Raw genomic sequence first — 14,192 nt, 5'->3', positions numbered from 1 at the left:
TCCTCTATCGGTACGAAGCCGCCCCACGCGGATCACGCGATGAGGCGGGAGAGATGCGGTCGAGCGCCGAGCAGATCGGCCCCCAGGCGCGCGGGGATGCCGTGTGGTTTAACCTGTGAATCGACAGCGCGGTAGCCGTCACCACAATAATGATACCGGCAGTCGCCACCGCGAACTCGATATCGCGCCGCAACCCCACCGTGCAGATCGACACGCAGTTCCCGCGCTCCGCCTGCAGCCGCCGGATCAGGGAGACGCCGGGCAATGCCGCGAGCAGGGCGAGGAGGCAGCAGATCATGTCGCGTGCCTCCCGGTCATAGTCTCAGGACTTGTGGCAGCAGGAGCTTCCGGCAGCCCCCGTCGCCGTATCGGTGCTCAGAACGCTGCGGCCATTGCGCTCCGGCGCGATATCCTGCGCCGGATTCGCCGCGAAGAAGCCATTCGGCTTCAGCATGAAGCCGGCATATTCCACCGGCATCACCGGGAAATCCTCGGGCTTGCAGACATGGGTGTGGCCGAACGAGTGCCACAGCACGATGTCGGTATTCTCGATATTGCGGTTCTGCTCGATATAGCGCGGCAGGCCGTCGCCGCCGGCATGGACGTTCGGATAGTCCCCGCTGGCGTATTTCTCCGCGGGATCATAGGCGGTGACCCAGACATGTTTGGTCGCGAAGCCGCCGCGCTTGCGCACGAAGCTGCCTTCCTGCGCCAGCATCAGCGGACTTGGCATCACGGAGAGCTTGTAGCCCGTGGGATTGCCGACGCTGTTCTTGCTGTTCGGGTTGGTGACCTTCCAGTAACGGCCGCTCTGGCCGTTTGCGATCGCTGCCGCATCGCGCTCGCGCGACAGCGTGCGGCTCTTGAGATCGAACGCATTGCCATGGGGATTGTCGGTGCCCCATGGACGCTGCGCAAATTCGTGTTCGGTCACGGTGTTGCCGCCGCCGTCGAGATCCATATGCATACGGACATTGAAGAAGTGCTGGTGGGTGGGGCCACCGAGATTCTCGTCGACCATGCCGCCCCAGGCATATTTCTGGTCGGGCGCCACCGCCGCCGTCTGGATGATGCCTGTGAGCTTGGCCTCCAACTGGATGGTGCCGTCCTGGTAAAGATACCAGTAGAAGCCGTAATCATAATTGCCGACGGTGGCGAAGAAGCTGATGACGAGGCGGCGCGAGCGGCGCACTTCGAACAATCCGTTACGGAATTCGTAGTGCTTCCAGAGGATACCGTAATCCTCTTCATGCATGCAAACCGCATTCTTCATCGTGAACGGCACGCCCTGCTCGTCCGCCGCCGGGATGTCGAAATAGTGGATGTTGCCGAGGCAGTCGCAGCCGAGTTCCAGCGCGTTGGCGAGCATGCCGAGGCCGTATTCGCCAGCGTCGAAAGCCGACTTCCAGTAGTGATTGGCCGTCGGGTCGGCATAGGGCACCACCATCTCGGTGACGCTGGCGCGATGGATGATGGAGCGCTTCCTGTCGCCATCCTGATAGGAAAGCTGGTTCAGCACCAGACCCTCGCGCGGCGTGAAACCGACGCGGAAACTCCACTTCTGCCACTCGACATTCCAGCCATCGACCTTGAAGCTCGGACCTTCCGGCTGCTCGATATTCAGCGGTTTGATGTCGGTACGCGGATTGGTATTCTCATGGGCGCCATAATTGCGCTTCTTCTTCGGGATCGGAATGACGACCTCGTCGTCGAGCAGATCGACCACTTTCTGATGGATCAGATCGACAACGGCCACGACACCCTCGACCGGATGCGCATAGGCATTGTCCTTGATATCCTCACGGAAAAACGTGACGGCACGCACGATGCGGCGACCACGCTCGAAATCGCGATCGAAAAAACCCGACGAAAATGGATCGACCTGCGCCATCTCCATATCCTTGTCGGACATGCCACGGCGGCGCATCGCATTGCGCCAGCCTTCATCGGATTTGACGATTTTCTCGCACAGCATGAACTCCCCGATCATTACCGGCGGCTGACCATAAGGCGCTTCGGAATTCGGCAGCAGCTTGCTTTCGACGATCTTGCCGGCCGAGAGATCGACAATGTATTCGGTCGAAGCACCGGTCGCGGATTCCAGCACAACGATAAACGCCAGCCGCGGCAGCCTGGTGCCACCGGCATAGGCGCGCAGATCGGCCTTACTCGGCTCTTCCAGCCGCACGATGGGAAAACGGGCGCGCGCCGAGAGTTGGGCAACCGTCTTCACGAGATCGCAGGCCACCCCGATTTCATCGAGCGAGAGCGGGTTGAGCGGATGGAACGGCACCGGTGCATCCGTCTGAACAGTCGCATCGCTCTCGATCTTGGTCATGACCGTCATAGACAGAACTCCTGAAGGCGCCTTGCGCCGTGGGGGATTGGAAAGTATTGGGCGCCAAAAGCATTCATTGCAGTCGCTCCCGGCCTGGGGCCGCCGAAAATAAGGCCTGTGTGTAGGGATGCTGTGGATTGTCGAAGACGTCGGCGGTCGAGCCGCTTTCGACGATCTCGCCGGATTTCATCACCATGATGCGGTCGCAGAGTTCGCCGGCGACACGCAGATCGTGGGTAATAAACAGCATGGCCAACCCAAGCCGGCTGCGCAGATCGGCGAACAGTCTCAGCACCTGTGCCTGCACGGTGACGTCGAGTGCCGAGACGGCTTCGTCGGCAATCAATATCTGCGGTTCCGAGGCCAGTGCGCGCGCGATGCAGATCCGCTGGCGTTGGCCGCCGGAAAATTCATGCGGGAAACGATCGAGGATCTGGGTATCCATGCCGACAAGCTCCAGCAAGGACGCGACCTTTGCGCGCGCCTCATCGGGTGTCGCTCCGAAATTGACAACGCCTTCGATCAGAGATCGTCCGACCGACAGGCGCGGATTGAGCGACCGATAGGGGTCCTGGAATACGACCTGAATATAGCGGCGATGTGGGCGCAGCGTCTCATTCGATGCGCGAGCGATATCGGTACCGAGCAGGCTGATCTCGCCCGATGTCGGCTTCATCAGCCGCGACACGCAGCGCGCCAACGTCGACTTGCCGGAACCGGACTCGCCGACCACGCCAATGATTTCGCCGCGACCGAGCGTGAATGCAGCTTCCTTAACCGCCTGCGTCACCCGGCCCCGGCCAAAAAATCCGCGATGCCCATAGGTCATCTTCAGAGCCTTGACTTCCAGCACCGTCGGCGTGGGCTCACGCGTCTCGGTGGCCACGCGGATGCCCTTGGGCACGGAATTGATCAGCAGGCGTGTGTAAGGCTGTGTGGGATTCTTCAAGAGCGCATCGACGCTGCCGCTCTCCACGACCAGGCCCCTCTGCATCACCACGACCTGATCGGCGATATCAGCAACGACGCCGAAATCGTGGGTAATGAACAGCACGCCGATATTCTTGCGTTTCACCAGATCCTTGATCAGCATCAGGATCTGCTTCTGCGTGGTGACATCGAGCGCCGTGGTGGGCTCATCAGCAATCAGCAGGATCGGCTCGAGCAGCATCGCCATGGCGATCATGACGCGCTGGCGCTGGCCGCCGGAGAGCTGATGCGGATAGGCACGCATCATCTGCGAGGCGTTGGGCAGCAGCATGTCTTCCAGCGCCGCAAGAACGCGCTTGTCGACTTCGGCCTTGGTGTGCCGTTTGTCGGAATGCCACTCGATCAGTTCGGCAAGCTGTTCGCGCACGGTCATCACCGGATTGAGCGCCGTCATCGGCTCCTGGAAGATCATGCCGATGCGGCTGCCGCGTAGTTCGCGCATCCGGTCGTCCGTGGCCCCGATCAGTTCTTCGCCGAGCAGTTTGATCGAGCCGGCGACAGGCTTTAGCCCTTCCGGCAGCAGCCCCGTGACACTGAAAGCCGTGACCGACTTGCCGGAGCCGGATTCACCGACCACGCAGACGATCTGCCCGCGCGGCACCGTGACATTGATATCCCGGACAATACGACGCCCATCGGCATCGTGCGTCAGTCCGACGGTGAGACCCGCGACTTCGAGGACGGCCTCGCTCATTTGACACCTCCCACCGAACGCGCGAGCCGGGGGTCGAGCATGTCGCGCAGGCCGTCGCCAAGCCGGTTGATGCCGAGCACGGTGAGCGCGATGCAGATGCCGGGGAACAGCATCAGGCCGGGCCTGATCTGAAAATACAGTCGAGCATCGGCCATCATGTTGCCCCAGCTCGGGATCTCGTCGGGCATGCCGATACCGAGGAAGGACAGCGAGGCTTCGATCAGGATCGCCGACGAAGCGATATAGGTGGCCTGCACGATCAACGGGGCAAGAATGTTGGGAACGATATGTCTGATAACCAGTACCGGCAGCCGCGTGCCCATACTGACGGCAGCCTCGACATAGGCCTCCTCGCGTACTGTGAGCACGACACTGCGCACCATGCGGGCCACCCGCGGGATTTCGGGAACGGCAATGGCGATGCATATGGTCACGAGATTGGCGCCGAGGCCGCCGATCAATGCGATGGCGAGCAAGATCGCGGGAATCGCCATCATCCCGTCCATCATGCGCATCAGCACATTGTCGATCCAGCGCACCATGCCCGCAATCAGGCCGAGCGCACTGCCGGCGACGACCGCAAGGATCGCCACCACCGCGCCGACGACCAGCGACACACGGCTTCCATAGATCAGCCGGCTCCAGATATCGCGGCCGAGATTGTCGGTGCCAAGCCAGTTGACCGCACTCGGCGACCGCAGCCGCAACCGGGGCTTGAGCGCAGCCGGATCCACAGTCCACAACACGCTGGCAAAAATCGCGACCAAAGCGAGCAGGATGAGAACGCCGAGGCCGAACAGGATCGTCCGGTTACGCAGCAGCTTACGGACGAGAGTCCACACATCGACTGGCGAAGATGCGGGCGCGATGACGGTGGTGGCGGTCATTGCGCGCTGATCCTCGGGTCGAAGAATGTGTAGCTGATATCGACCAGCAGATTGATCGCCACATAGGCGCCGCCGAATACCATGATGATACCCTGGATCACCGGGTAATCACGCGCTAGTACGGAATCCACCGTCAGACGGCCGAGGCCGGGCAGATTGAACACGCTCTCGGTGACAACCACGCCGCCGATCAATAGCGCGACGCCTATGCCGACGATGGAAACGATGGGCACGGCGGCATTACGCAGCGCATGTTTGAACACCACGATGCGCTCCGGCAGGCCCTTGGCGCGAGCGGTGCGGACGAAATCCTCGTTCAAGACTTCGAGCAGGCTGGTACGCGCCACGCGGGCGATCAGCGCGACATAGACGAGACTGAGCGTCAGCGTCGGCAACGCGAGGTGCCAGAGAAACAGACCGACGCCCTGGGACAGCGATGCATAGCCCTGCACCGGGAACAGGCCGAGCTGCATCGACAGCAGATAGATCCAGAAATAGCCGATGGCGAAGGTCGGCACGGCGAACCCGGTCACAGACGTCCACATGGCGAAGCGATCGAGCCAGCCGCCGCGACGCCACGCAGCGAGCACACCGATCGGCACGCCGACGAGCACCGAGAAAATGATGGTGGTAAGCGAGACGGCCAATGTCGGACCCACCCGCTGGCCAATCAGTGTCAAGACCGGCTGATTCGAGACGATGGAGATGCCGAGATCACCCTGAAGAAGTCGCCACAGCCACTGCAGGAACTGCACCGGCAATGGCTGATCGAGGCCGAGCCGCGCACGGATCGCGGCGATCGCTGCCGGATCGGCATTGTCGCCCGCGAGTTGCGCCACAGGATCTCCGGACGAGAACCGCAGCAGCAGGAACGCGATCAGCGCAACCACCGCAAGCACGGGAACGACCGACACGGACCGCTTGAGAAGGACACCGGCGATCGCCATCAGCTTACGCCGTTTTCTCGACGTTCCAGAACAGCGGCGCTGGTGCGCGAACGATATTCTTCAGCGCCTTGCTGTGCGAGACCGGTTGCCGGAACTGGCCACCCGGAATATGTGTCATCACATCGTAAGCGCGCTTCTGGATCGCTTCGGCCACAGCCTTCTGCGCGTCAGCCGAGGGCTCCAGAGCGAATGTGTTGCGCAGGCCCTCGATTTCGGTGTCCTCCGGCCAGCCGAAGAAGCCACCGGCCTTGCCGCGGGTATCGAGCAGAGTGTTGGCGAGCGGGTTCATCAGCTCGGTGGTGGTCGTAACCCAATGGGTTATCGACCAGCCGCCATTGGCGGTGGAATCCTGCTTGACGCGGCGCGCCAGCAGCGAGCCCCAGTCCATGGTCTGCACCTCGACATTCATGCCGATGGCGCGGAGCTTCTGCGCGGTGACGGTGCTGGAGCCGGATAGCAGCGGCGAGTCGGTGGCCTGCAACATCACGACCTTCTCGCCCTTGTAGCCGCCCTTCTTGAGCAGATCCTTGGCGCGTGCGACATCGGACTTGGTGTTCCAGCCGACCTCGCTGCCGAGCGGCGTGGTGACGCCGAACATTGCAGCCGAGGTCTGATAATATTCGGGATTGCCGACCTGAGCATCCAGCCAGTCGGTCTGATCGCTCGCATACATCACGGCCTGGCGGATTTCCGGACGGTTGAACGGCTCGCTCTGCCAGTTCATCCTGCACACCGACATGAAGCCGAGCGGATTGTAGTCAGCAACCACAACATCCTTGGCCGCGGCGAGTGACGGCAGGATGTCGTGCGGCGCGGCTTCGAGAAAATCGATCTCCTTGTTGACCAGCGCATTGGCCGCCGTCTGGAAATCCGGCATGCTGATCCATTCGTAGCGGTCGATCTTGACGATCTTGCCGCCGGCAAGGCCATCGGACGGCTCGTCGCGCGAGACGTAATCCGCGTTGCGCTCATAGACGGCGCGATTGCCCGGGCGGAATTCCGACGCGATGAAGCGGAACGGGCCAGAGCCGACAAACTCCGTGACCGGTTGATCCGGCGCCTGCGCGGCGAGACGCGCCGGCATGATGAAGGGCATGATGCTCGATGGCTTGGCCAGCGTCGGCAGCACTTGGCCGTAGGGTGATTTCAGGACCAACTGGAAGGTGCGCTCATCGACGGGTTTGAGTTCCGCGATGAAACTCATCATCCGCGAGCCCATGGTGTCGCGCTTGGCCCAGCGCTGCAGCGACGGGATGACGTCAGCCGACGTTACTGGCGCGCCATCGTGGAATTTCAGGCCGGAGCGCAGCTTGAATGTATAGGTCAGCTTGTCGGCGGAGACTTCATAGGCCTCGACCATCTGCGGCCGGATCTGGAATTTCGAGTCCGTGGAGAACAACGTGTCATAGATGTTGAGGCCGTGGTTACGGCCGGTCCATGCGGTGTTGATCAGTGGATCGGTGGCGCGCAGCGGCGCATGCATCACGGCGCGAATGACCCTGCTTGATTGTGCGCGCGCAATGCGCGGCATGATGCCGGTGGCAAGACCCGCGGCGCCCGCCTTGAGAAGCGAACGACGGCTGAAATCATTGAACATGGCGGTCTCCGAACAATGGGATGGCACGGAAATGTCAGACGGAAGGTTTGGACAGCGCTTCACCGATCGCGCGGAAGGCCGCGAGCCAGCGATGATCGATCGGGATATCCATTGGATTGGGCTGCGCAGCGACCTTAACGATCACCAGGTCCGTGGTGGGGTCGATATAGATCCACTGACCGTGGATGCCGATGGCCGCAAGATCCAGCCGCGTGGGATCGACGGTGTACCAGCAGGCGCGATAGCGGCCGCTCGGGAAGACGAAAGCGAGATCACCGTTGGCCCATGCCTGCATGTCGCCATTGAGATGAATGTCGTCGACCCATCTGCCCGGCACAACCTGTGTGCCATTGGCGAGACCGCGATTGCGCATCATCTCGCCGAATCGGGCAAGATCGCGCAATGTTGCGCAGATGCCGCCTGCTGAGCGCGACGCTCCGTGGGTATCGAGCGTGATATAGGCGTCGTCTTCCGCGCCCATCGGCGCCCACATATATTCGGACAGTATCTGCGCATAGGGCTTGCCGCAGACCTTCTCATAGACCCAGCCCAGCACGTCGGTATTGGTCGATACATAGTGAAACACCTTGCCGTGCGGCCCGCCATTCGGCCGCAGCGTCGCAAGGAAGCTGCGCTGGTCGCCCTGCGCCGTGCCGTTCGGCAGCACGTCCCAGCCGTTGCAGAGGCGATATTTGGCAACATCGCCGTCCGGATCGTCGTAGTCCTCGTCGAATTTGATCGCGACGGTCATGTCGAGCAGATGGCGCACCGTGCAGCTGCCATAGACCGACGACGCGACTTCCGGAATGTAATGGGTGATCGGCTTGTCGACATCGAGCAGACCGCGCTCAACGAGAATGCCGCCCAGCGTGCCGCAGATCGATTTGCTGACCGAGCACACGAGATGCGGTGTATGCGGCGTCATGCCCTCGCCGTACCATTCGGTGACGATCTTGCCGCGCTGCATCACAAGCAATCCGTCGGCGTAAGTTTGCGCCAGCGTTTCGGCGATAGTCGTCTGCTTTCCGTCGGCAACAAAGCCGACTGCACTCAGATCGCGGACAGACGACGTCAGTACACTCGGCGTCGATGACCGCCGAATATCCGCGGTCGGCAGTACCTGCCGCGTATTGCGGAAGCTCCACTGGCTGTAGGGGTATTTTCGCCAGTTAAACCGGCTCACCAGCGCCTCGGTCGATGGAGGTGCACCGTTCATGACGTCACTCGGCTTCATCTCGACCTCGTATGGCGCTGCAGCATGATAGCGAACCACCCTAGCGGCCGCTCCGATGCGGGATCATCTGCGGGGGCGGCTTAAGCCGTTATCAAGAATCGGCAATTCTTACGAAAATCAGCACATGCCTTTCCGGCGGGACTGGCATAGGCTTTGCTAGATTGACGTCTGCATACTGATTGAGCGGCCAAGAGTGGATCCGGCATGTTGTTGTCTTCTGATGTCTCCGCTGGTGGCAGCGTCGGAATAGCCGGGAATTCCTGGCTATTCGACGCTGCAAGCAATGACGTCGATACGCATTGCGCAAATCTAGGCCGCTGGCGGCTGGACTACGATCAGATCAGTTGCGGCGCTTTTCGCGGCACTTTTACCGAGGTCCGGCTGCCCGGACTTCAGGTGTTCAGGGAAACCACGAGCCAGAAAGTGCGCCAATACGGAATGCTCGGCTCCGACAGCTTCGGCATTGCGTTACCGTGGAATACCCAGACCGACATCAATTTCAACGGCGCCTGCATGTCGCCAGGCAACGTCATCACGTGCTTCGATGCAGAAGTCGACATGTGCACGCCACCGGAATTCGAGTTGCGCGGCGTCGTGATGGACGCGGCCCTGATGGAAAAGACGCTGGCTGCATTGCAAATCGAATTGCCCGCCGGCCTCTGGCATCAGTTGAGGGAATTGAAGACGGACCCCGATGCGATCGACCGCGTTCGGCGTTTGCTGGCCTATGTGCACCAGGTTGTCGAGCAGACACCGCAAATTCTCGATGATGTCGCCGCGCGCCAGCATCTCGAGGACAATCTGCTGTCGGAAATCATCGACCTGTTACCGACGCTGCAGCCCTGCGATGACCTGCGCGGCGGCACTGCCCGCAAGCGCCTGGTCGAGCGCGCCTGCGCCTTGATGCTCGCCCGGCCGGATGAGCCGATGTCGATCCTCGATGTCTGCAAGGGGGTCGGCGCCAGCCGCCGCAAGCTGAACTACTGCTTTCAGGACGTGCTCGGCAGCAATCCGCTTCACTATCTCCGTGCTGTCCGGCTCAATCGCGTACGCCGCGAACTCAAGCAGTGTACCGATGAACAGATCGGTGTGTACGATATCGCGGTGAAATGGGGCTTCTGGCACTTCAGCCAGTTCTCGCTCGGCTACAAGCGCCACTTTGCAGAATTGCCTTCCGAAACCTTGCGCCGGGCGCGGATGCTTCACTCCTAGCGCGCTAGCCCCTCCGGCGAACGCCGTGTCGTTGACGCGCCGTCTCATACTCATCGCGCGTGCGGGCGACCAGCGTTGCTACGGGCTCAATTGCGGCAACACCTGAGACAGAGTGGCCTGCACTCCAGACGTCACGCCATCGCTTAACCCCCGACGTCGCTTGCCGGCCGTAGAGCGCATCGGCGCGCTCCCTGGTCATGTCTGTCGGCAAATCTTTCGGATCGAGCCCCGCGGCGACGATCGAGGGAACCAGCGTATTGGTTTCCAGACCGGTGAAAGCCCGAGACAGCAGCACGTCATCGAGTTCGGAGGTGACGAGCATCTGCTTGTACTCATCCACCGCCATGCTTTCCTGCGTCGCGATGAATTTCGTGCCCATGTAGCTGAGATCGCAGCCCAGCACCTCGGCAGCAAACACCGCCTGGCCGTCGGAGACGCCACCGGCCAGGACAACCGGTCCTTCATAAAATGAGCGAACCGCACGGACGAAGGAAAAACCATTGACCCAGCCGGTCTGCCCGCCGGCGCCCGCGGTCAGCAAGACGAGCCCATCGACACCGGCGGCGATGGCCTTCTTCGCATGGCGGATCGAGGCGACATCGGCAAAGACCATGCAGCCTGCGTCGTGCAGCGGCGCGACGACGGCGTCTGGCGACCCCACGCTGGTGATCACCATCTCGCAGCGATGCCGGATCACCGTGGCAAGATCATCCTGCAAGCTCTCGCGGCGGATGATGAGATTGGGGCAGAGCGGTGCGTCGCCCGCCTCGAGCGCAGCGAGAATGCGCGCTATCCAGCTATCGAGTTCTTCGTCGGTCCGGCAATTGGCGGTTGGAAACGAGCCAATCACACCGGCCTTGCAGGCCGCAATGACGAGATCCGGGCCCGACACGCGAAACATCGGCGCCGCGACCAAAGGCACCGACAGCCGCGGCCGAATTGTTTCCGCAAAACGCCCCGCACTCGCTTTGCCGGTGGAGTCGTCGATCACGTGGCGGTCACCCGAAAGCTGCGGCATCTGTTTCCATCCCTCTCGTTTTGTCGGGAGGATAACCGGAAAAGCCGGGTGACCGCTATAAGCTGGACAGATGGTCGCCCGTCATCGCGGACAACCATGACTTCCGGCCGAGAGCAGCGCGATTACTCCGCCGGCGACGCCACGGCGTGCTCATGCGCCCGCCCTTTCTCGTCCTTCTTGCGGCCCGGAAACAGGCGCTGCACCAGCACGTAAAGAACCGGCACGAAGAAGATGCCCAGCACCGTGGCGGTGACCATGCCGCCCGCGACGCCGATGCCGATGGCATTCTGGCTGGCCGAACCGGCGCCGGTCGCCATCGCCAGCGGCAACACGCCGAGAACGAATGCCAGCGAAGTCATCAGGATGGGGCGCAGACGCTGCCTTGCTGCGTGCAACGTCGCCTCGACCAGCGACTTGCCCGCCGCCTGCTGCTCGATCGCAAATTCGACGATCAGAATCGCGTTCTTCGCGGACAGGCCTATGGTCGTGAGCAGGCCGACCTGGAAATAGACGTCGTTGGCCTGCCCGAACATTGTGGCCGCCGCCAGCGCTCCAAGGATGCCGATCGGCACGGACAGCATCACGGCGAAGGGAATCGACCAGCTCTCATAGAGAGCCGCGAGGCAAAGGAACACGATCAAAACCGAGATCGCATAGAGATACAGTGTCTGGCTGCCGGTCAGCCGCTCCTGAAACGACAGCCCGGTCCATTCATGCGTATAGCCGGCTGGCAATTTCTTCATCTGTTCGTCGACCGCGGTCATCGCGGTGCCCGAACTCGTGCCGGGTGACGCCTGCCCCTGGATCTGCACGGCGGCCACACCATTGTAGCGCTCGAGACGCGGGGAGCCGTAGCTCCAGCGTTCGCTCGCGAAAGCTGTGAATGGCACCATCGATCCCGAATTGTTGCGCACATACCATCTGCCGATGTCAGTCGTGCCCATCCGGAATGGCGCGTCGCCCTGGACGTAGACCTGTTTCACGCGGCCGCGATCGATGAAGTCGTTGACATAGGAGCCGCCCCACGCCGCCGACAGCGTCGTGTTGAGATCGGTCAGGTTGATGCCGAGCGCCGTGGCTTTCGGCTGGTCGATATCAAGGTTGAATTGCGGCGTATCGTCCTGTCCGTTCGGCCGCGACTGCGCAATACGTTTGTCGCCTGCGAGCTGTCCAAGCAGTTGATTACGGGTCTTCAGCAGTTCCTCGTGGCCGGCCCCGCCGGAGTCCTGCAGATAGAAGTCAAAGCCGCTGGCATTGCCGAAGCCCGGCAGCGACGGCGGCAACACGGTGAAGGCCATCGCATCACGAATCTTCGAGAACACCGCCATTGCACGCCCGGCAATGGCTTGCGCCGACTTGGCATGATCCGCACGTTCGGCAAACGGTTTCAGGCTGACGAAAGCAAGGCCGACATTCTGCCCCTGACCAGCAAAGCTGAAACCGCGCACCGCGAACACGCCCTGCACCGTGTCCTTCTCATTCTCCATGAATTGATGTTCGACCTGCTTGATCACATCGAGCGTACGGCCGGCGGTGGCGCCAACCGGCAGCTGAATCAGCGAGATAAGCGTGCCCTGATCCTCATCCGGAAGGAACGAGCTCGGCAAACGTACGAACAAAACAACCATGCCGGCGACGACAGCGACAAAAGCGATCAAGGCCACCGCCGGCCGTCGCACGACAGCGCCGGTGGTCTTCTCATAACCATTGGCAGTGCGATCGAAACTGCGATTGAACCAGCCGAAGAAACCGCGCTTATGGCCATGACTCTTTTCGGGCTTTTTCAGGATCGTGGCACACAGCGCTGGCGTCAGGATCAGCGCCACCAAGACGGAAAGCACCATGGCCGACACGATGGTGAGCGCGAACTGCCGATAGATGATGCCGACCGAACCGGAGAAGAAGGCCATCGGAATGAACACGGCCGACAGCACGACGCCGACGCCAACCAGCGCGCCGGTGATCTCATGCATGGACTTCTCAGTCGCCTCGCGCGGCGACAGGCCTTCTTCCTCCATCACGCGTTCGACGTTCTCCACCACGACGATGGCGTCGTCGACGAGAAGGCCGATAGCCAGCACCATCGCGAACATGGTCAGCGTGTTGATGGAATATCCGGCAATCGACAGCACGCCGAAGGTGCCAAGCAGGACCACCGGCACCGCAATCGTAGGAATGATGGTCGCACGCCAGCTCTGCAGGAACACAAACATTACAATGAAGACCAGCACGATCGCCTCGAACAGCGTGTGCACGACCTTCTCGATCGAGAGTTTCACGAATGGTGTCGTGTCATAGGGATAGATCACCTTCAGCCCCGCCGGCATATTCGCCGTGAGCTGATTGATGCGTGCTTTCACACCCTCCGACGTTGCCACCGCGTTGGCACCGGTTGCCAGGCTGATGCCCATGCCCGCAGCCGGCTTGCCATTGTAGCGCGCCACGGCGTCATAGCTCTTGGAGCCAAGCTCGACCCGGGCGACGTCCTTGATGCGAACCGTCTGGCCCGACGTGCTGGTACGCAGGATGACGTCGTTGAACTGTTCGATGGTCTGCAGGCGGCTTTGCGATGTGATCGTCGCGTTGAGCTGCTGGCCATCGACTGCCGGCAGACCGCCGAGCTGGCCTGCCGTGACTTGAGTATTCTGCGCCTGAATGGCCGCAGTGACATCACCCGGCATCAGATTGTATTTCGCGAGCTTGTCGGCATCGAGCCACACCCGCATCGCATATTCGGCGCCGAACAACTGCACCTGACCGACGCCAGAGACGCGGCTGATCGGTTCATTGATCGAACTCGCCACGTAATCCGCAATGTCGCTCGCGGTCATGCTGCCGTTTTCGGAGACGAAGCCGAGAACCATCAGGAAGCTCGACGACGACTTCACCACGCGCAGGCCCTGCTGCTGCACCACCTGCGGGAGCAGCGGCATCGCAAGCTGCAGCTTGTTCTGCACCTGCACCTGCGCGATGTCGGGATTGGCTTCGTTGCTGAAGGTGATCGAGATCTGCACGGTGCCGGTGGAGGTCGAATAGGACGACATATATTGCAGATAGTCGACGCCGGTCATGTTCTGCTCGATGACCTTGGTCACCGAATTCTCCGCCGTTTGCGCATTGGCGCCCGGATAGGTCGCGGAGATCGTGATCACTGTCGGCGCGATCTGCGGGTATTGGGCAATCGGCAAGCCGAGAATGGCTAGCAAGCCGCCGAACATGATCAGGATCGCAAGGACCCATGCAAAGATCGGGCGTTTGATGAAGAAATGCGACAT

At 61.4% G+C, this 14,192-nt stretch carries 10 protein-coding genes; 1 reads left to right on the top strand and 9 read right to left on the bottom strand.

Features of this window, described 5'->3' with window-relative positions; translation table 11 throughout:
- Window positions 1-4: 4 nt before the first annotated feature.
- From ACEK02_RS10055 to ACEK02_RS10025, 7 genes are all read right to left on the bottom strand, one after another.
- Window positions 5-298 (bottom strand): hypothetical protein, encoded by a 294-nt coding sequence (locus ACEK02_RS10055; RefSeq protein ID WP_371421567.1) that lies wholly within the window; start codon window positions 296-298, stop codon window positions 5-7.
- 24 nt (window positions 299-322) lie between these two features.
- The gene (locus tag ACEK02_RS10050; RefSeq protein ID WP_371421609.1) at window positions 323-2,338 is read right to left on the bottom strand and encodes a primary-amine oxidase; all 2,016 of its coding nucleotides are present in this window, start codon (window positions 2,336-2,338) and stop codon (window positions 323-325) included.
- A gap of 73 nt (window positions 2,339-2,411) precedes the next feature.
- Entirely contained in the window at window positions 2,412-4,022 is a 1,611-nt protein-coding gene (locus ACEK02_RS10045; RefSeq protein WP_371421566.1) for an ABC transporter ATP-binding protein, read from the bottom strand.
- Window positions 4,019-4,909 carry an ABC transporter permease gene (locus ACEK02_RS10040; protein ID WP_371421565.1) on the bottom strand — a complete coding sequence of 297 codons (891 nt, stop codon included), beginning with the start codon at window positions 4,907-4,909 and terminating at the stop codon, window positions 4,019-4,021. The genes ACEK02_RS10045 and ACEK02_RS10040 overlap by 4 nt, the downstream gene beginning before the upstream one ends.
- The gene (locus ACEK02_RS10035; RefSeq protein ID WP_371421608.1) at window positions 4,906-5,850 is read right to left on the bottom strand and encodes an ABC transporter permease; all 945 of its coding nucleotides are present in this window, start codon (window positions 5,848-5,850) and stop codon (window positions 4,906-4,908) included. The genes ACEK02_RS10040 and ACEK02_RS10035 overlap by 4 nt, the downstream gene beginning before the upstream one ends.
- A gap of 10 nt (window positions 5,851-5,860) precedes the next feature.
- Window positions 5,861-7,453, bottom strand: a complete 1,593-nt coding sequence (locus ACEK02_RS10030) for an ABC transporter substrate-binding protein (protein WP_371421564.1) — start codon at window positions 7,451-7,453, stop codon at window positions 5,861-5,863.
- A gap of 34 nt (window positions 7,454-7,487) precedes the next feature.
- On the bottom strand, window positions 7,488-8,687 hold the full coding sequence (locus ACEK02_RS10025; RefSeq protein WP_371421563.1) for a serine hydrolase domain-containing protein: 1,200 nt from the start codon (window positions 8,685-8,687) through the stop codon (window positions 7,488-7,490).
- 204 nt (window positions 8,688-8,891) lie between these two features.
- Here ACEK02_RS10025 and ACEK02_RS10020 point away from each other — a divergent pair, with 204 nt between their 5' ends.
- The gene (locus ACEK02_RS10020) at window positions 8,892-9,899 is read left to right on the top strand and encodes a helix-turn-helix domain-containing protein (protein WP_371421562.1); all 1,008 of its coding nucleotides are present in this window, start codon (window positions 8,892-8,894) and stop codon (window positions 9,897-9,899) included.
- Window positions 9,900-9,903: 4 nt separating this feature from the next.
- Here ACEK02_RS10020 and ACEK02_RS10015 read toward each other — a convergent pair whose 3' ends face one another.
- Together ACEK02_RS10015 and ACEK02_RS10010 are read right to left on the bottom strand one after the other, a co-directional pair.
- A complete protein-coding gene (locus tag ACEK02_RS10015) occupies window positions 9,904-10,917 on the bottom strand; it encodes an NAD(P)H-dependent flavin oxidoreductase (RefSeq protein ID WP_371421561.1) in 1,014 nt (337 codons plus the stop codon).
- 122 nt (window positions 10,918-11,039) lie between these two features.
- On the bottom strand, window positions 11,040-14,192 hold the full coding sequence (locus tag ACEK02_RS10010; protein ID WP_371421560.1) for an efflux RND transporter permease subunit: 3,153 nt from the start codon (window positions 14,190-14,192) through the stop codon (window positions 11,040-11,042).

The sequence above is a fragment of the Tardiphaga sp. genome, assembly GCF_041424195.1.
GTDB lineage: Bacteria > Pseudomonadota > Alphaproteobacteria > Rhizobiales > Xanthobacteraceae > Tardiphaga.
Note: the sequence above shows the minus strand (reverse complement) of the source record. Positions and strands in the feature narration are given on the sequence as shown.